Here is a 17586-nt window from a genome sequence, read left to right on the forward strand (position 1 = left end):
CTCCCCCGCGCGAGTGGATCACCTCCCTCGCTCGGGGGAGTCGGCCTGCCCCGCACGCTGGCACGATGGCGGCATGCGCCACTTCCTTCGCCCGTTGACCCGCTCGGTCATGTACACCCGCTGGCTGCACCTGCTCATGCCCGCTGCGGTCGTGAGCGTGTGGCTGTTCATCTCGATGGACACGCCTTGGGTGCCCATGGTTCTCGCGGCGATGGTCGGCCTGATACCGGGAATGCGCCTCGCGGAGGGCATCCAGGCGCAGTTGCTGCTCACTCCCGCGGAGCGCGGTGCTCCGGACGCCTCCATCTCCGTGGCGCCGTCGACTTCGTGGTCGGAGCGCTGGAGGACCGCTCTCTGGCTGGAGATACGACTGCTCGGTGCGGGCCTGGCCGGACTGGCCACGGTGACGCTGTCGACGACCGCTGTCGACCTTGTCCGGGCCTCCTTCGGTTCGGCGCCGACCGAGCAGGGGTTCGCCACCGGGCTAGGGACGCACTGGTGGGCCGCAGCGCTGGCGCCCATCCCCGTCGTGATGCTGTTCGCCGTGGTGGTGAGCTGCGGCGAGATCATCACCGCGGCAGCCCGGTGGCTGCTCGGTCCGACACCGGTGCAGCGGCTGACCGCACTGGAGGAGCGCACCGAGCAGCTCCTCGAACGCAATCGGATCGCCCGCGAACTGCACGACTCGATCGGGCACGCGCTGACCGTGGCCGTGGTGCAGGCGGGTGCGGCGAGGGCGGCACAGGACCCTGACTTCACCGGCAGGGCCCTGGCGGTGATCGAGGAGACGGGTCGGGACGCCCTGGAGGATCTGGAAAGGGTGCTGCGGGTACTGCGCGAGACGGACGCACCTCCCGGGAAGCGGCCGTCACTGACCGAGGCCGACCGGCTGCTCGATTCCGCCCGGGGGTCCGGTGCCGAGGTCGACGCCGAGGTGACCGGGCCGCTGGAGCTGGTGCCGGGGCCGGTGTCCCGGGAGGGCTACCGCATCCTTCAGGAGTCCCTCACCAACGTCCTGCGTCACTCGGGAGCGGTCCCGGTCCGCGTCCGTATCCGCGTCGCGCACGGCCGGCTGGAGTTGGAGGTCAGCAATCCACTCATGGGGTCCCCCGGAGCACCGGGCAGCGGGAGCGGCCTGCGCGGCATCCGGGAGCGAGCGGCTCTCCTGGGCGGAAGGGCCAGGACGGGGCCCCTGGACGGGGAGTGGACGGTACACGCGAGCCTCCCGCTGCACGGAATAGGCTGACGCGATGGCGGTAACCGTTCTTCTGGTCGACGACGAGCCCCTGGTCCGCGCGGGACTGCGGGCGGTCCTGGAGGCCCAGCCCGATATCGAGGTGGTGGGTGAGGCGGGGGACGGCGCAGCGGTCATCCCCCTGGTACGGCAGTTGCGCCCCGATGTGGTGGCGATGGATGTCCGCATGCCGCTCATGGACGGCATAGAGGCCACCCGGGTGGTGCTGCGTACCGTGCCCGAACCTCCGAAGATCCTGGTGGTGACGACATTCGAGAACGACGAGTATGTGTACGAGGCGCTGCGCGCGGGGGCGGACGGCTTCCTGCTCAAGCGGGCCCGGCCGGCCGAGATCGTTCATGCGGTCCGGCTGGTGGCGGAGGGCGAGTCCCTGCTGTTCCCGGCGGCGGTCCGGCAGCTCGCCGCCGAATACGGCACGAGCAAGGCGCGCGAGGCGCTGAAGCGGGCCGCGCTCACCGAGCGTGAGGCGACTGTGCTCCGGTTGATGGCCCGAGGCCTGACCAATGCGGAGATCGCCGACAAGCTCGTGGTGGGGGTGGAGACGGTGAAAACTCATGTCAGCGCGGTGCTCTCGAAGTTGGGCGCGCGTGACCGCACCCAGGCGGTGATCGCCGCCTACGAGTCCGGGTTCGTCGCTCCGGCTTGATCAGGGGCCCTTGCGAACAGCACCGCAACCCACGGTCGCCCTCCCCCTGAGCAGCGAGTACCATCCGCCTGACATGCGCACGAGCTGGGAGGACACACCGTGGGCCGGCTGACCGGTGGGGACCCGTCGTTGCTGCGACGGATCAATTCCGCGGTGGTATTGCATGCCCTCCGGGGCGCGTCCTCCTCGACTCTCACGGACCTGACCCGCATCACGGGCCTGTCCCGCCCGACGGTCGAGGGCGTCGTGGAAGGACTCTTCGAGGCGGGGCTGGTCGTCGAGTGCGCTCCGGACGGGCCCGAAGCCCGGCGTCAGGGCCGTCCGGCCCGGCGCTTCCGCTTCCGGGCCGAGGCCGGGCACCTGCTGGGCATCGAGATCGGCCCGCACCGTGTCTCCGCGCTGCTTTCGGGGCTGGACGGCCGCATCATCGGTGCCGGCTCGCGGGAGGTGTCGGAGACCGCCGGTGCGGACGACCGGCTCGACCGGGTGCGGGCCGTGGTCGCGGACGTCCTGCGCCGCACCGGCGTGGCCCGCAGCAGCCTGCGGGCGGTGGGGGTGGGCAGTCCGGGCATCGTGGAGGCCGACGGCACGGTCCGGCTGGGCACCGCGCTGCCGGGCTGGACGGGACTGCCGCTGGGTGAGCGGCTGCGGCGTTCGTTCCGCTGTCCCGTCCTCGTGGAGAACGACGCCAACGCGGCCGCGGTGGCCGAGCACTGGAAGGGCGCGGCCACCGAGTCCGACGACATCGTGTTCGTGCTGGCGGGGCTGAGTCCGGGAGCCGGTTCCCTGATCGGCGGGCGGCTGCACCGGGGGTTCGGCGGCGCTGCCGGGGAGATCGGCGCACTGCACCTGCTCGGGCGGGACGTGACGCCGGAGCACCTGCTGTCGACGACGGACATCCCGCTGGACCCGCTCGACGAGCACGCGGTCGCGGCGGTCTTCGCGAAGGCCCGGCACGGGGACGAGCAGGCGCAGGCCGCGGTGGAACGGTTCATCCAGCGGCTGGTCCATGACGTGGCGGCGCTGGTGCTGGCGCTGGACCCCGAGCTGGTGGTGGTCGGGGGCTGGGCCGCCGGCCTGGACGGGGTGCTGGACCCGCTCCGGGGTGAGCTGGCCCGCTACTGCCTGCGGCCACCACGGGTGGCCTTGTCGCTGCTCGGCGAGGCCGCGGTGGCGACCGGTGCGCTGCGGCTCGCGCTCGACCACGTGGAGGAGCAGCTGTTCGCCGTCGAGGGAACGGTGACGGCCCGCCGCTGAGTGCGACGGGCCGTGGGGTACGGGTCCGGGGTCGTACGGGCTCCCGTTCGGGCCCGCCGCTCGGTGATGGCCAGCCGCTCGGTGGTGGCCCGCCGCTGAGTGCAACGGACCGCTGGGTGCCGCGTCCCGACCGGACGGGTTCGCGCCCGGTGACTGTCCGGGTCAGGACGCCTGGCGCTCCTGGGCGGGGTGGCTGATCTCCAGGTCCCCCGAGTCGCCGAAGGTGAGCCGGCAGGTGTCGGCCCGGTACGTGGCGATCGAGACCGCCGCCGTGCCGCCCGCGGCGAGGTAGCGGGTGGTGACGACGAGGACGGGGGCGCCGGGGAGCCGGTCCAGCTCCTTGGCGTCGTCGGCGCGGGCGGAGCCCAGCTCGACGGAGCGGTCCTGGCCGTCGAGGCCGAGCCGGTGCAGCTCGCGCACGACGTTGCGGGCGCGGGCCGCGCCGGAGGGGGCGTCTATGCCGGACAGGTCGGGCACCGAGGACGACGGCACGTAGAGCAGCTCGGCGGCGACCACCTGGCCGTGGCTCGTCCGGATGCGGCGCACGATGTGCAGGGGCTCCTCGACGCCGACGTTGAGCGTCGCGGCGACGGCGGCCGGGGCGGAAGCGCTCTCGCAGTCCACCGCCTGCCAGGCCTCGCCGGCCCCGCCCTCGTTCCAGTCGTTGCGGGCGGTGGAGACCGCCACGCCCACGCGCGGCGGGGCGACCGTGGTCCCGACGCCGCGGCGGCGGTGCAGCCGGCCTTCGAGTTCGAGTTGTTCCAGGGCCTGCCGGAGCGTGGCCCGGGCGACTCCGAACCGGGCGGCGAGCTCACGCTCGTTGGGAAGGATCTCCCCCACCGCAAAGTCCGAGTCGAGTGCCTCACTGAGCACGGTCTTGAGGTGCCAGTACTTCGGCTCCTGCACCGTTTCCAGCTGCGTGGTCCCCACCCTGTCCTCCGCAATCGCCCAGCGGCTTTTTCCGCGACGTTATTTATTAAAGGTTCCTGTCTTAACGTTGAGACCATAGGACGGCACACCCCCTTGGTCAAGACCAATCCTGCGCCGGGGCCCCTGCGAATGGATGGTCCGCCGCACAGCGTTCACAGGACGTTCGCGGACCGGTGCACCGAAGGCAGCACAAAGCCCCACGCAGGGGCAGACACGTGGGGCTGCGGAACGATTATCCCACCACGGGTCATAATCGGCCATACCGGCCGAAAGAAACCAGGCGCAGGGTCGCCGGATGACGAAGGCGAACGGGCCTCTTGAACTGGAAGCTACTTGGCGGTAGTTGTTGTTGACGCAATGTCTAGCCGCTTGTCGGCACGGCCTCCCGTGTCGCAACGACCGGGAGCACCGCCATGGCCAGCACGGTCTCGTTCAGCGTCGACACACCCCGAGGGCCCCGGACCGTGTCCGTGGCGTACGAACGCAGCGGTTCCGGGGAGCCCTTGCTGCTGCTCCACGGCATCGGCCACCACCGGCAGGCCTGGGACCCGGTGATCCCGATCCTCGCCGTGGAGCGCGAGGTCGTCGCCGTCGACCTGCCCGGTTTCGGCGCCTCCCCGGCGCTGCCGGACGGTGTCCCGTACGACCTGGCGACCGTGGCGCCGGTGCTCACCGGGTTCTGCGAGGCGATCGGGGTGGACCGCCCGCACGTCGCGGGCAATTCGCTCGGTGGGCTCCTCGCCCTGGAGCTGGGGCGCACCAAGGCGGTCCGGTCGGTGACCGCGCTTTCGCCCGCCGGCTTCTGGACCGAGCGCGAGCGGGTCTACGCGTTCGGGACGCTGCGCGCGATGCGGCTGGCCGCGGAGTCGATGCCGTTGCCCGTGATAGAGCGGCTGTCCCGTTCAGCGGCCGGGCGGACGGCGCTGACCAGCACCATTTACGCCCGGCCCGGCCGCCGCTCCCCCGCGGCGGCCGCCTCCGAGACCCTGGCCCTGCGCGGGGCGACCGGCTTCCACCAGACCCTGGCCGTCGGCCGGAACGTGCTGTTCACCGACGACATACCGGAGCTACCGGTGACCATCGCCTGGGGCGGCCGCGACCGGCTGCTGCTGCGCCGCCAGGGCCTCCGGGCGAAGCAGACCCTGCCCGGTGCCCGGCTGGTCCGGCTGCCCGGCTGCGGTCACGTCCCGATGAACGACGACCCCGCTCTGGTGGCCCGGGTCATCCTCGACACCAGCCGCTGAACCGGCCGCCCGGTCTTCGCCGCGCCGCCCCAGCACTCCGGAGCCGATGGCCACGCCGAGGCCGACGAGGCAGGAGCCCGCGGCCTGGGCGAGACCGTAGGAGCCGGTGCCCACCAGCGGGGCGGTGAGCGCGGCGGAGACCGGGATCAGTCCGGAGAAGAGGGTGGCGCGCTCGGCGCCGATGCGCTGCATGCCCATGTACCAGCAGACGAAACCGATGACCGTCACGACGGCCGCCTGCCAGATCAGCGCCAGCGCCTCGGCCCCCGTCGGCATCCGCAGGAAGCCGACGCCGTCCAGCACCAGGCCGAGCACCGCCGACTCGGCCGCCGCGATCGCACACACCGTCGCGGACAGCAGCTTCGGGCCCAGCGGGCGCAGCACCGGCACCGCGAGAACGGCGAAGCCCACCTCACCGGCCAGCGCTCCGACGGAGCACAGGATGCCGGCCAGGTCGGTGCGCCCCCATCCCTGGACCGTGCAGGCGCCCGCGGCGACCAGAGCCGCCGCGTACAGCACGGGACGTGTCGGCCGCCGCCCTTCCAGCAAGGGTACGAGCACGGCCACGACGATCGGGGCGCAGCCGACGAAGACGCCCGGAACAGCGGGTTCCGCGGAGCGTTCGGCGGTCAGGACGGCGAGGTTGAAGCCGACCATGCCGACGGCGGCGAGCAGCGCGAGCCGCCCCCACTGGCGGCCGGTGAGCCTGCGCAGGGTGGCGGCGGGGCGCGGTTCGCCTTCCCGGTGGATGAGGGGCAGCAGGAGCAGCGCCGCGAAGCCGTAGCGCAGCGCCTGGCCGCCTGCGTACGGGTAGTCGCCGAGGACGCTGTTGGCCGTGAAGGAGGCGCCGACGAGGACGCAGGCGAAGGCGGCGAGCAGGGGGCCGCGCAGTGAGGTCGCGTTCATGGGACCGACGCTAGGGAGCGCGGTGGCTCGGATTAAGGTCCACTTCCATGACAGCTTCGGGGACCAATCAGCCTGCCGGTGGCCGTGAATCCGTCTCGGCGGCCTGGGAGTTGCTCTTGCCGGTGGCCTCCGCTCCGGCCCGTGGCCGCGGCCGGGCGCTCCAGGCGGCGCTGCGCGAGGCGGTCCGCTCGGGCCGTCTGGCGCCGGGGACACGACTGCCGTCCAGCCGCGAGCTGGCCGCCGATCTGGGGGTCTCGCGCGGCCTGGTGACCGAGGCGTACGAACAGCTGACGGCCGAGAGCTATCTGCGCAGCGGGCGGGGCTCGGGGACCTGGGTGAGCGGGTCCGCGCGGGCGGCGGCGGGTGGTGCGCGGGACCTGGCGCCGCGCGCCCGTGGCGTCAGCGTCGACTTCCGTCCGGGCACGCCGGATCTTTCGCTCTTCCCGCGCAGCGCCTGGGCCGCCGCCCACCGTTCCGCGCTCGGCCGGCTGCCGCACGGCGCTCTCGGCTACCCGGACCCGCGCGGTCTTCCGGAGTTGCGCGACGCCCTGGCCGCACTGCTGACGCGGCGGCGCGGGGTGGTCGCCGATCCGGAGCGGCTGCTGGTCTGTTCCGGGGTGGCGCAGGCGACGACGCTGCTCGGTTTCGTCCTGCGCGGACGCGGGATTCGGACGGTCGGGCTGGAGGACCCGGGAAGCCCCGAGCACGCGGCGCTCTTCGCCTCGGCCGGGGTGGCGACGGTGCCGGTGCCGCTCGACGACGAAGGGCTGGCCCTGGAACCGCTGACGCGCTCTGGTGTGCGGGCCGTGGTGACGACCCCGGCCCACCAGTTCCCGACCGGGGTGGCGTACTCCGCCGCCCGGCGCAGCCGGCTCCTGGAGTGGGCGCGGGAGACGAGCGGACTCGTTGTCGAGGACGACTACGACGGTGACTTCCGCTATGACCGCGCCCCCGTCGGCGCACTCCAGGGACTCGATCCGGAACGCGTCGCCTACACCGGTTCGGTGAGCAAGTCGCTGGCTCCGGGGCTCCGTCTGGGCTGGCTGATCGCGCCGGCGTCGATGACCGCCGAACTCGTCGACCGGAAGCGGACGATGGACCTCGGGAACCCGGCGCTCGATCAGGCGGTGCTCGCCGACTTCGTGTCGGGCGGGGGCTACGACCGCCAGTTGAGGCGCTGTCAGCGCGCGTACCGGGAGCGCCGCGACGCGCTGACGCGGGCACTGGCCGAGCACGTCCCCGGCTCCGAGGTGAGCGGCGTGGCGGCGGGTCTGCACGCCATTGCCCGGCTGCCCGCAGGCTGGGGCCCCGAGGAGGAGTTCGCCGAGCGCGCGGCCGGTGCGGGGATCGCCGTACGCCTGTTGCGCGAGTACGGGGCTGCGCGGCCGGCGGACGATTGCGTACGTCTGGTACTCGGTTACGCGCATCTGGCTCCGGCGGACATCGTGCGTGGGGTGCGCGCGCTCGCCGGCCTTGGCCGGAACCCCAGTTGACCTGCGACGGAGGCCGATTGTCAGTGGCGGGTTCTACGGTTTTTCCATGACCCGAACCGTGCAGGCCCTGGCCTACTCACGTCCTTCCGCGCTGGCTTCGTCGCAGGCCGGGCGGTTGCTCGGCCTGGAGACGGCCGGCGGCTCCACTCCGCTCGGCGCCGAGGCCCACCCGCGCTTCTTCGCGGGCTTCCTCGCCTCGCCGCACATCGCCGCGCGGGGACTGCTCGCCGTGGCGGACGTCGCAGCCGCGCGCTACTACCAGCGGACGCTGCTGTCCTCGCTCGACCCGGTGGTGACGGGCAACGGCGACCGGCTGCGCTTCGAGTCGTTCTCCGGGTGCTGCGGGGTGTACGCGCGGCTCGACGTGCTGAGCGAGGGACTGGAAGGTGTCGGGACGGGCCACGGCACCACCAATGTGGACGTGAACAATCCGCTCCGGGAGGCGCTTTCGCGGATAGGCGGCGACGAGCCGCTGCATCTGCGGGTGGGCCCGCAGGAGATGGCGGTCACCACGACGGGCGGTTCCGTCGTGGAGAAGAAGGTGCCGCTGCCCGACCGCTGGCTGCGGGGCTTCGCCGAGGCGCAGGTGGTCTCCGCCTCCTTCGACCTGCGGGCGGAGCTCCCGGCGCCCGAGGCCGTACGGTTCCTGAGGTCGCTGCCCAGGTCGTCGGGGCCGGCCACGCGTGGTGCGCAGTGGGTGGTGCCGGCCGGGCAGACGCTGCGGCCCACGACCCGCCCGGTTCCCGGGGCCGTCTGCCTTCCCGGCCCTCAGCGGCTGGCCGCCCTGCAGCGCGTGCTGCGGTACGCGTCGGCGCTGCGCGTGTACGGGCCGGTGGCCGACGGCGCGGCCACCGCGAGCGCCTGGGAGGTCGTTCTTCCCGGAATGCGGCTCACGCTGACGCTGTCGCCCGACGCCTCGCGCGGGTTCTCCGGTGAGGGCGGGGTCCTGGAGGCGCTGGCCACGGACGACGCCGCGGCCGACGCGGACCTGGTCTCGGTGCTGCTGGCGTGGGAGCCGCGGATCGAGCCGGACCGGCTGGCAGCGGAGTCCGGCCTTCCGGTGGAGCGGGTGCGGGCCGCGCTGGTCCGGCTGGGAACGGCCGGCCGGGTGGGCTACGACCTCGCGGACGCGGCGTACTTCCACCGTGAGCTGCCGTACGACGCGGACCGCGCCGAGCGGCACAATCCCCGGCTGGTGGCGGCGCGGAAGCTGGCGCGGGAGGGTGCGGTGGTCCTGGACGGCGAGGTGGCGGCGGTGCGTTCGGGCGACCGGCAATACCAGGTGCGCGAGCGGTCCGGTGCGCTCAGCTGCACCTGCCAGTGGTGGGCGGACTACCGGGGCCGGCGCGGCCCGTGCAAGCACGCCCTGGCCGTCCGCATGATCCGTCGTGGCGCGACGGTCGCCGGAGGTGTGCGATGACGACCCTGCTCGACGCGGTACGTGAGGGCCGCGTGGACGACATCAAGGCCCTGCTGACCCGGCTCGACCGGGGCGGACGCAAAGCGGCGCTCGAAGAGTTGAAGGTGCTGCGCAAGGAGGCGCGCGGCTGGGCCTGGGGCGAGCGCACCAGGGCCCGGAAGGCCTTGCTGGTGGCCGGCGCGGGCTGCCACACGGGGGCGGCCGGCTGCGCGACCTGGCTCGGCGCACGGGACATGCGCGACTGGGTGCACTCGCCGTACCCATGGGTGCTGGAGGTACTCGGTGACCGCGATCCGGCCTGGCTCGCCGATCTCGCCCGGCGGCTGGCCGCGCGCGCCGTGGAGTCCGACGCGGAGTACCGGCTCATCGCGGAGCTGGCCCGCAGGGCGGGCTGCCCGCTGCCCGCCTCCGACGGCATGGTCCGGGCATGGGCCGAGCGGGTCAACGGCACGAGATGGCAGTCGAGGCCCGAGAAGCCGCTGATCGATGTGCTGCGGGCGGACGCGCATCTCGACGTCCTGGTTCCGCATCTCCTGACGATGCCGGAGCTGCCGCCGGTGGTCGCCTGGGTCGACAGCCGCTCCCCCGGCGCGTACTGGCCGGCCGCCCTGACCGCCCTGGTGGCAGGGGGACGGCTCGATCGTGCGGCCCTGCTGGACAGTTGTGTCGCGCGTCTGCTGCGCGGCGGCAAGCCCGTCGACCTGCGCTTCTGCCTACTGGTGGTGCGCGGTCTCGAGCCCACCGCCGACGAGGAGGCGGCGCGGGTCGCCGACTGGATGGCGATGGCGGCCGACGGGCCTTCGCCGGTGGCCGGTCACGCCCAGGAGGTGCTGGCCCGGCTCGACGCCCAAGGGGGGCTCACCGTGCGGCAGTTGGCCGAGGTGTCCGGATCGGTGCTCTTCCGCACCGAGAAGAAGCTGGTGCGCGCCCAGTTGATCCACCTGGGGAAGGTGCTGCGCCGGGATGCCTCGACGGCCGACGTGCTGCTGCCGGTGATCGCCGACGTCTTCGGGCACCCGGATATCGACGCCCAGGAGCGGGCGCTGAAGCTGGCCGCCCGCGCCCTTCCCGCCGCGACTCCGGAGGTCCGGGAGGAGGCGGCCCGGATGGCCTCGCTGCTGGCGCCGGTGCACCGGGAGGCGGCGCGCGCCGTGTTCGGTGAGCTGTTGGAGGACGAGCCGGAGACGGCGTACGAGGAGGTCCTCCCGCCGCCGCCCGCCCCGCGTCCCGTCGGCCCGCCGCCCGGCTCGGTCGCCGAGCTGACGGAGGTGGTGACAGCGGTCCTGCTCGGCCCGGGCCCGGAGGACATCACCGCGTTCGAACGGGCCCTGGACGGGCTCGTCCGGTACGCCCACACCGGGAGGGAGGAGCTGGTCACGGCCCTGGAGCCCGCGCTCGCCGGCCAGTGGTGGGCCACCGCTCCCAAGGGGGAGGCCGAGTGGCGGATGTTCCGCAACAACGACAGCCTGCACATCGTCGCGGCGTCCCTGCTCGGGCGGGTCTCGCGGAAGAGCGTGCACGACGGGCAGGCCCGCCGGACGGGTGCGGGCCGTTGCTGCCATGACGCCCTCAACGGCATCCTGTACGCCCGGCTGTGGGAGGCGGCCGCCGAGGTGCGGTCGGGCAGGCTGCCGTACCTGCTGGCCACCCCCACCTGGCATACGGGGACCATCGACGCAGGGGAACTGGTCGAACGGCTGCGCGGTTACCGGTCGCTGGGCGTGTCGGCCGGGCCCGTCGACTTCGCCCAGGCCCTGCTGCGGGTGCGGCGCACAGGCGAGGAGGAGGCCGCGAGGCAGGCCGCCGCGCTGCGCACCGACGAGGGCGACCGCCTGGCGGCATGGCTCCGGGCGGACGAGCCGGTGGCGGCCGTGGCCCCCCGCCATGTGGACACGGACGTCCACATCGGCCGCGACTGGCTGCGGCAGACGGTGATCAAGGCGCGGCGCGCGCTGCTGGCCACCGGGGAGAACCCGCTCGTCCGGCAGAAGTTTCCGCGGCCCTTCCACTGGCTCGGGAGCGCGCACTCCCCCAGCGACCAGAACTGCTACTGCTGGATAGCGGAGTCCCCGCAGTGGATCGCCACCCTTCCCGAGGACGGGGAAACGCTGGCGGCCTGGCTGCTGCCCTCCGTCGCGGCGTGCGTGCAGGAAGAGCGCGGCCGCACCTGGCTGCTGCCCGCGCTCGCCGAGACCGGCGGGCCGGCCGGCGGGGCCATGCATCTCGCTCTGGCATACGGGCTGGGCGCCAGGCACGCGGAGGACCGGCTCGCGGCCGTGGACGCCCTGCTGGTGCTGGCGGCGCGGGGGCGGCTGGATGCCGGGCTGCTCGGCGGCGAGCTGGCCGTGCTGCTCGAACAGGAGTCGGTCAAGCCGAACCGACTGGCGGACGCGGTCCGCACGGCGGCGGAGACCGGCGCGTACGGGACGGTCCTGTCCGTGCTGGTGCCGGCGCTGCCCGCGCTGCTCGGCCGGGAGCGGGCGCCCCGGGGGCTGAGCGATCTGCTCGCTGTGGCGGCGGGGTGCGCGGAGCGCTCCGGGCCGCCACGCACCGGCCCCGTACCGGGTCTGGCCGCGACGGCCGCGCGCGGCGGGACGACCCAGCTGGTGAGGCAGGCGATACGCCTGGAGACCGCGTGCCGGGCGGAAGCCGGCTGACCAGCGCGGCGGCCCGAAGGACGGGCCCCGTACCGGTGCGGCGGCCCGAGGCGGGACGGGCCCCGTACCAGCGCGGCGGCCCGAGGCGGGACGGGCCCCGTACCAGCGCGGCGACCGAGGGACGGGCCCCGTACCGGCCCCTCGGACGGCCCTCGCCCGCGCCTTCGAAACGCGCTCCCCACGCGCGGGAAACCGACGATAGGAAGCCGGATGCTCGATTAACCCATCGGTCACAAAGCGTTCGTGATCAGGCAACACGGTGCGGTCACAGTGGATTCATGACTGATGCGACATCCGCGAAGAGTGCCCCCCGCCCCCACCACTGGCGGCGGGACATGATCGAACTCGCCGCGCTGTTCACGGCGGTGGCGGTCGCCGACGCGATCGCCAACCTGATCGGGCACCAGCCGGACGGCCCGTACCTGCTCATCGCCTCTGCCGTGGCGCTGACCGCGACCGCCGCGTTCCACACCTGGTGGGCACGGCGCCACAGCCACGCCCCGCCCCTGCCGCCCGAATCCACGGGCACGGGAACGGACACGGACGTGCCCGACGAGAAGGCCCGGCCGGCCGCGCCCGGCGACACCGTGCTGTGGCGGATGCGGACCACCGTGCGGGACGCCCCGGGCAGTCTCGCCGCGCTGTGCACGGTGCTGGCCCGGCACGGGATCGACATCCTCACGCTCCAGACGCACCCGCTGGCGCAGGGCACGGTCGATGAGTTCCTGCTGCGGGTGCCCGCCTCGCTGCCGGCCCAGCAGCTGGCCCGCGCGGTGTCGGCCGCCGGCGGCAGCTCCACCTGGACCGAGCGGGCCGACGCCCACGACCTGGTCGACGCCCCGACGCGGGTGCTCGGCCTCGCCACCCGAACCGCCCTCGACGCCGCCGAACTCCCCCTCGCCCTGCGTCAGCTGCTCGGCCGGTGCACGATCCACTCGCTGCCCGCCGTGTCGGTCAGCGGGCGCGCCACCGGCGAGAGCGCCCCGGTCGAAGGGGTGCTGGAAGAGACGGTGATGCGGCTGCGCGATCCGTCGGGGGGCGTCATCACCGTCGAGCGGCCCTATCTCCCGTTTACGCCCACGGAGTTCGCGCGGGCCCGCGCACTGGTGGAGCTCGACGCCCGGCTCGGCCCCCGAGTCCCACGCGGCGAGCAGGTCCTGACGCTGCCCGAGGGCAACGAGATCACCGTCCGCCGGGCGGACCGGGCCGACCTCGAAGCAGCGGTGGCCATGCACGGGCGCTGCACGGAGCAGACCCTGCGGCTGCGCTACCACGGCCCGGTCCGGGACGCGGACCGCTACCTGGACCACCTGCTGAGCCCGCGCTTCGGCCGCACCCTGGCGGTGCAGACGGCCTCCGGGCGGCTGGTCGGCCTCGGCCATCTGCTCTGGGACGGTGACGAGACCGAGGTGGCCCTGCTCGTCGAGGACGAGTGGCAGCGGCGCGGCATCGGCTCCGAACTGCTGGCCCGTCTGGTGGCGATGGCCGGCGAGGCCGGCTGCGAGAGCGTCTACGCCGTCACCCAGGCGTCGAACACCGGCATGGTCGCCGCCATGCGCGCGCTCTCGCTGCCGCTCGACTACCAGATCGAGGAGGGCACCCTCGTGATCACCGCGCGCCTTGCCCCGAACCCGGCACACTCCCCGCAGCCGCAGCCGCCGTACGAACAGGCTGAGCGCTGAGCCCACGGCGTAGGGGCTCCCCGCCGCTGAGCGCCTGGCACAGGTCGGCCCACAGATCCTCGACGTCCTCCAGGCCGACCGACATGCGCAGCAGCCGGTCGCCGACGCCGGACGCGTGCCGGTCCCCCTCTTCCACGATGCGGTGGCTGATGGAGGCCGGGTGCTGGATGAGGGTGTCGACGCTGCCGAGGCTGACGGCGGGCGTGATCAGCCGGACGCCCGCGATGACCTGGTGCGGGTCTCCGTAGACCTCGAACGAGACCATGGCGCCGCCGAGTTCCGGGTAGAGGACGCGGGCGATTCGCGGGTCGGCGGAGAGCCTGCGGGCGAGTTCGGCGGCGCTCGCGGAGGCGGCCCGGACCCGTACCGGCAGGGTGGACAGGCCCCGTAGCAGCAGATAGCCGGCCATCGGGTGCAGGACGCCTCCGGTGGCGAAGCGCACCTGGCGCAGCACGGCAGCGAACTCCTCGTCGCAGGCGACGACTCCGCCCATCACGTCGCCGTGGCCGCCCAGGTACTTCGTCGCACTGTGCAGGACGATCCGCGCACCGTGCTCGACGGGGCGCTGCAGGACGGGCGTCGCGAAGGTGTTGTCGACGAGGAGCGGCACCGATCCGCAGGAGTGCGCGACGGCCCTGATGTCGATCTCGGCGAGGGTCGGGTTGGCGGGCGTCTCCACGATCACCAGACCCGTGTCGGGCCGGATGGCGTCGGCGATGCCTGCCGGGTCCGTCCAGGTCACCTCGGTGCCGAGGAGCCCGGCGCCCAGCAGGTGGTCGCTGCACCCGTACAGCGGCCGCACGGCGACCACATGGCGCAGCCCCGCGCTCGCGCGGGCGAGCAGGACGGCGGTCAGCGCGGCCATGCCGCTGGCGAACGACACGGCGCTCGCGGTGCCTTCGAGCCGGGCCAGTGCCGTTTCGAAGCGGGCGGTCGTCGGGTTGTCGAGCCGGGCGTAGACGGGCGGCCCGTCGAGCCGTGCCCCGGTGGTGGCGAACGTGTCGATCCGCTCAGCCTCCGCCCGGGAGTCGTACGAGGGGTAGGTGGTCGACAGGTCGATCGGCGCGGCGTGCAGGCCGAGGGCCGCGAGGTCGTCGCGTCCGGCGTGCACGGCTTCGGTGGCGAGCGCCCGGGACGGGGTTGTCGTCGAGGGCGGCAGCACGGATTCGGTGTCCATGCCAGCACTCTGAACGCTCACCGGATCAGCCTGCCGAAACCCCGTGCTACGTTCGGCGAATGACTGATTCCGTCGCTCTCGACACGGTCGATCTGCACATTCTGCGGCTGTTGCAGAACGACGCCCGGACCACCTACCGGGAGCTGGCGGCCGAGGTCGGCGTCGCCCCCTCGACATGCCTGGACCGGGTGACCCGGCTGCGCCGCACCGGCGTCATCCTCGGGCACCAGCTGCGGCTGGACCCGGCCCGGCTCGGGCGGGGGCTCGAAGCGCTGCTCTCCGTGCAGGTGCGTCCGCACCGCCGGGAGCTGATCGGGCCGTTCGTCGAACGGATCAGGTCGCTGCCGGAGTCGCGCGCCCTGTTCCACCTGACCGGCCCGGACGACTATCTGGTGCATGTGGCCGTGGCGGACACGGCGGACCTGCAGCGGCTCGTGCTCGACGAGTTCACCTCTCGGCGCGAGGTGGCCCGGGTGGAGACGCGGCTGATCTTCCAGCAGTGGGAGTGCGGTCCACTCCTGCCGCCCGGGCCGGGGACGACGGCCGGGCCGGTGCCGGGTCAGGTCCGTCCCGCCGATTGATAGTGACGCGGGGCCCCTCCGCGTACGAGGATGTCCACATGTCAGACTCTTCCAACAGCGCACTGCCGCGTCAGGTCGCCGACGCCTACGTCGACGCATTCATCGAACTCGACCCGATCTCCGGCACCTATCTGGGTGTCGCGGCAAGCTCTCGCCGCCTTCCCGACTTCTCCCCCGCCGGCCAGGAACAACTGGCCGCGCTGGCCCGGGACACCCTCGCGCGGCTGGACCGCGCGGAGCAGCTGCCCGGCGCGGCCGACGACGCCGAGCGCCGCTGCGGCCGGCTGCTCCGGGAGCGGCTGACGGCCGAACTCGCCGTCCACGAGGCGGACGAGGCGCTGCGGGCCGTCTCCAACCTGCACTCCCCGGCGCACTCGGTCCGTGAGGTGTTCACGCTCACGCCCACCGAGACGGACGAGGACTGGGCGGCCGTCGCCGAGCGGCTGCGGGCCGTCCCGGCGGCGCTGGCCGGATACCAGGAGTCGCTGGCGCTCGGTCTGGAGCGCAAGCTGTACGGCGGTCCGCGGCCCACCGCCACGTTCATCGGGCAGCTCGACGAGTGGGTCGGGGACGGCGCGAACGGCTTCTTCCAGGACTTCGCCGCCGGCGGCCCGGACAGCCTGCGCTCGGAGCTGGACGAGGCCGCTGCGCAGGCCACCGGCGCCCTGGACGAGCTGCGGCGGTGGATGCGCGAGGTGTACGCCCCCGGGATCGAGGGCGAGCCCGACACGGTGGGCCGCGAGCGGTACGCCCGCTGGTCGCGCTACTTCAACGGCACCGACCTGGATCTCGACGAGGCGTACGCGTACGGCTGGTCCGAATACCACCGGCTGCTCGCCGAGATGAAGACCGAGGCCGAGAAGGTGCTGCCGGGCGCGGGCCCGTGGGAGGCGCTCGCCCATCTCGACGTGCACGGCAAGCACATCGAGGGTGTCGACGAGGTCCAGGCGTGGCTGCAGGGGCTGATGGACGAGGCGATCGACGCGCTGGACGGCACCCACTTCGAGCTGGCCGAGCGGGTCCGCCGGGTGGAGTCCCGGATCGCCCCGCCCGGCGGCGCCGCCGCCCCGTACTACACGGGCCCCTCCGAGGACTTCTCCCGCCCCGGACGCACCTGGCTGCCGACGATGGGCGAGACACGTTTCCCGGTGTACGACCTGGTGTCCACCTGGTACCACGAGGGCGTGCCGGGTCATCACCTCCAGCTCGCCCAGTGGGTGCACGTGGCGGAGAGCCTGTCGCGCTACCAGGCGACCGTCGGCATCGTCAGCGCCAACGCCGAGGGCTGGGCGCTGTACGCGGAGCGGCTGATGGACGAGCTGGGCTTCCTGCCCGACCCAGAGCGCCGGCTCGGTTACCTGGACGCACAGATGATGCGCGCCTGCCGGGTGATCGTGGACATCGGCATGCACCTGGGACTGGAGATCCCGGCCGATTCGCCGTTCCACCCGGGTGAGCGGTGGACGCCGGAGCTGGCGCAGGAGTTCTTCGGCAACCACAGCGGCCGCCCCGCCGACTTCGTGGAGAGCGAGCTGACCCGCTATCTCTCGATGCCGGGCCAGGCGATCGGCTACAAGCTCGGCGAGCGCGCCTGGCTGCTGGGCCGGGAGAACGCCCGCGCGGCGCACGGGGACGCCTTCGACCTCAAGGCCTGGCACATGGCGGCCCTGTCGCAGGGCCCGCTCGGCCTGGACGACCTGGTCGACGAGCTGTCGAACCTCTGAGTTCGCCGGCGGCCGGTCCCGGGGAGCCCTCCCCGGGCCCGGCCGTCGTCAGCAGCCGCAGTCGTCGGTGCCGGCCGGTGCGGTGAGCGGGTCGGCCGGGCGCTGCCCGCCGCCCTCCCAGGTCTCGTACAAGAACCCCTCGCGCGCCCAGTACTCGAAGCCGCCCAGCATCTCCTTGACCCGGTAGCCGAGCCGGGCCAGCGCGAGGGCGGCGCGGGTGGCGCCGTTGCAGCCGGGGCCCCAGCAGTACGTGACCACCGGCACGGCCGGGTCGAGGAGCCGGGGCGCCTGCTCGGCGATGAGCGCCGTCGGCAGGTGCACCGCGCCCGGGATGTGCCCCTGGTCCCAGGACTCGGTGGACCGCGAGTCGAGCAGGACGAAGCCGGGGTCGCCTCCACCGGCGAGGACGGCCGCGACGTCCGAGACGTCGGCGTGGAAAGCGAGCGAGGCGCCGAAGTAGGCGACCGCCGCGGCCGGTTCGGCGGGCGGGACGCTCAGGACAGGGTGGGCGGCGGCGGCGCCGGGCTGGGAAGTCATGCCTGAAAATCTATGATCGGCATCCCCGGTCCGGAAGGCGGTATCCCCGGCAGTGGGCTTGGTCCGCCGGGGATTCC

The 17586-nt window shown here is 73.5% G+C and carries 13 protein-coding genes and 1 pseudogene; 10 read left to right on the forward strand and 4 right to left on the reverse strand.

The genetic code is table 11. The annotated features are described in order from the left end of the window. The first annotated feature begins 73 nt into the window (after positions 1-73). From OG242_RS03105 to OG242_RS03115, 3 genes are all read left to right on the forward strand, one after another. Positions 74-1246, forward strand: coding sequence for a sensor histidine kinase (locus OG242_RS03105; RefSeq protein ID WP_405896673.1), 1173 nt, complete (start codon positions 74-76; stop codon positions 1244-1246). Between the two features lie 4 nt (positions 1247-1250). After that, positions 1251-1901 (forward strand): response regulator, encoded by a 651-nt coding sequence (locus tag OG242_RS03110; RefSeq protein ID WP_405896674.1) that lies wholly within the window; start codon positions 1251-1253, stop codon positions 1899-1901. A gap of 99 nt (positions 1902-2000) precedes the next feature. Next, positions 2001-3158, forward strand: a complete 1158-nt coding sequence (locus OG242_RS03115; protein WP_405896675.1) for an ROK family transcriptional regulator — start codon at positions 2001-2003, stop codon at positions 3156-3158. Between the two features lie 162 nt (positions 3159-3320). Here the strand turns inward: OG242_RS03115 and OG242_RS03120 are convergent, their stop codons facing one another. Then, positions 3321-4088, reverse strand: a complete 768-nt coding sequence (locus OG242_RS03120) for a GntR family transcriptional regulator (protein WP_405896676.1) — start codon at positions 4086-4088, stop codon at positions 3321-3323. A gap of 413 nt (positions 4089-4501) precedes the next feature. Here OG242_RS03120 and OG242_RS03125 point away from each other — a divergent pair, with 413 nt between their 5' ends. Then, complete coding sequence (locus OG242_RS03125) at positions 4502-5332, forward strand: alpha/beta fold hydrolase (RefSeq protein ID WP_405896677.1); 831 nt, start codon at positions 4502-4504, stop codon at positions 5330-5332. A 57-nt stretch (positions 5333-5389) separates the two neighbouring features. Here OG242_RS03125 and OG242_RS03130 read toward each other — a convergent pair. Continuing rightward, positions 5390-6238, reverse strand: a pseudogene (locus OG242_RS03130) (DMT family transporter); the annotation flags it as partial. A gap of 47 nt (positions 6239-6285) precedes the next feature. Between OG242_RS03130 and OG242_RS03135 the strand changes: the two are divergent. From OG242_RS03135 to OG242_RS03150, 4 genes are all read left to right on the forward strand, one after another. Beyond that, positions 6286-7731 carry a PLP-dependent aminotransferase family protein gene (locus OG242_RS03135; RefSeq protein WP_405896678.1) on the forward strand — a complete coding sequence of 482 codons (1446 nt, stop codon included), beginning with the start codon at positions 6286-6288 and terminating at the stop codon, positions 7729-7731. Positions 7732-7777: 46 nt separating this feature from the next. Then, positions 7778-9151, forward strand: coding sequence for an SWIM zinc finger family protein (locus OG242_RS03140; RefSeq protein ID WP_405896679.1), 1374 nt, complete (start codon positions 7778-7780; stop codon positions 9149-9151). Continuing rightward, entirely contained in the window at positions 9148-11808 is a 2661-nt protein-coding gene (locus tag OG242_RS03145; protein WP_405896680.1) for a DUF6493 family protein, read from the forward strand. The genes OG242_RS03140 and OG242_RS03145 overlap by 4 nt, the downstream gene beginning before the upstream one ends. A gap of 278 nt (positions 11809-12086) precedes the next feature. Next, the gene (locus OG242_RS03150; RefSeq protein WP_405896681.1) at positions 12087-13490 is read left to right on the forward strand and encodes a GNAT family N-acetyltransferase; all 1404 of its coding nucleotides are present in this window, start codon (positions 12087-12089) and stop codon (positions 13488-13490) included. On the opposite strand, the gene OG242_RS03155 is transcribed toward OG242_RS03150, so the two are convergent. After that, the gene (locus OG242_RS03155) at positions 13417-14667 is read right to left on the reverse strand and encodes a trans-sulfuration enzyme family protein (protein WP_405896682.1); all 1251 of its coding nucleotides are present in this window, start codon (positions 14665-14667) and stop codon (positions 13417-13419) included. The genes OG242_RS03150 and OG242_RS03155 overlap by 74 nt on opposite strands. A gap of 59 nt (positions 14668-14726) precedes the next feature. Between OG242_RS03155 and OG242_RS03160 the strand changes: the two genes are divergently transcribed. Both OG242_RS03160 and OG242_RS03165 read left to right on the forward strand, forming a co-directional pair. Further along, positions 14727-15248 carry an Lrp/AsnC family transcriptional regulator gene (locus tag OG242_RS03160; RefSeq protein ID WP_405896683.1) on the forward strand — a complete coding sequence of 174 codons (522 nt, stop codon included), beginning with the start codon at positions 14727-14729 and terminating at the stop codon, positions 15246-15248. Between the two features lie 38 nt (positions 15249-15286). Further along, a complete protein-coding gene (locus OG242_RS03165; protein ID WP_405896684.1) occupies positions 15287-16972 on the forward strand; it encodes a DUF885 domain-containing protein in 1686 nt (561 codons plus the stop codon). Positions 16973-17020: 48 nt separating this feature from the next. On the opposite strand, the gene OG242_RS03170 is transcribed toward OG242_RS03165, so the two are convergent. Continuing rightward, the gene (locus OG242_RS03170) at positions 17021-17509 is read right to left on the reverse strand and encodes a rhodanese-like domain-containing protein (RefSeq protein ID WP_405896685.1); all 489 of its coding nucleotides are present in this window, start codon (positions 17507-17509) and stop codon (positions 17021-17023) included. Positions 17510-17586: the final 77 nt, after the last annotated feature.

The organism is Streptomyces sp. NBC_00727 (assembly GCF_045161745.1).
Classification (GTDB): domain Bacteria; phylum Actinomycetota; class Actinomycetes; order Streptomycetales; family Streptomycetaceae; genus Streptomyces.

Excerpts from the sequence above, each read along its gene's own strand:
- OG242_RS03160 (WP_405896683.1), top strand. The coding sequence starts at position 14,727 with ATGACTGATTCCGTCGCTCTCGACACGGTCGATCTGCACATTCTGCGG.
- OG242_RS03105 (WP_405896673.1), top strand. The coding sequence starts at position 74 with ATGCGCCACTTCCTTCGCCCGTTGACCCGCTCGGTCATGTACACCCGC.
- OG242_RS03165 (WP_405896684.1), top strand. The coding sequence starts at position 15,287 with ATGTCAGACTCTTCCAACAGCGCACTGCCGCGTCAGGTCGCCGACGCC.
- OG242_RS03135 (WP_405896678.1), top strand. The coding sequence starts at position 6,286 with ATGACAGCTTCGGGGACCAATCAGCCTGCCGGTGGCCGTGAATCCGTC.
- OG242_RS03140 (WP_405896679.1), top strand. The coding sequence starts at position 7,778 with ATGACCCGAACCGTGCAGGCCCTGGCCTACTCACGTCCTTCCGCGCTG.
- OG242_RS03150 (WP_405896681.1), top strand. The coding sequence starts at position 12,087 with ATGACTGATGCGACATCCGCGAAGAGTGCCCCCCGCCCCCACCACTGG.
- OG242_RS03125 (WP_405896677.1), top strand. The coding sequence starts at position 4,502 with ATGGCCAGCACGGTCTCGTTCAGCGTCGACACACCCCGAGGGCCCCGG.
- OG242_RS03170 (WP_405896685.1), bottom strand. The coding sequence starts at position 17,509 with ATGACTTCCCAGCCCGGCGCCGCCGCCGCCCACCCTGTCCTGAGCGTC.
- OG242_RS03145 (WP_405896680.1), top strand. The coding sequence starts at position 9,148 with ATGACGACCCTGCTCGACGCGGTACGTGAGGGCCGCGTGGACGACATC.
- OG242_RS03155 (WP_405896682.1), bottom strand. The coding sequence starts at position 14,667 with ATGGACACCGAATCCGTGCTGCCGCCCTCGACGACAACCCCGTCCCGG.
- OG242_RS03110 (WP_405896674.1), top strand. The coding sequence starts at position 1,251 with ATGGCGGTAACCGTTCTTCTGGTCGACGACGAGCCCCTGGTCCGCGCG.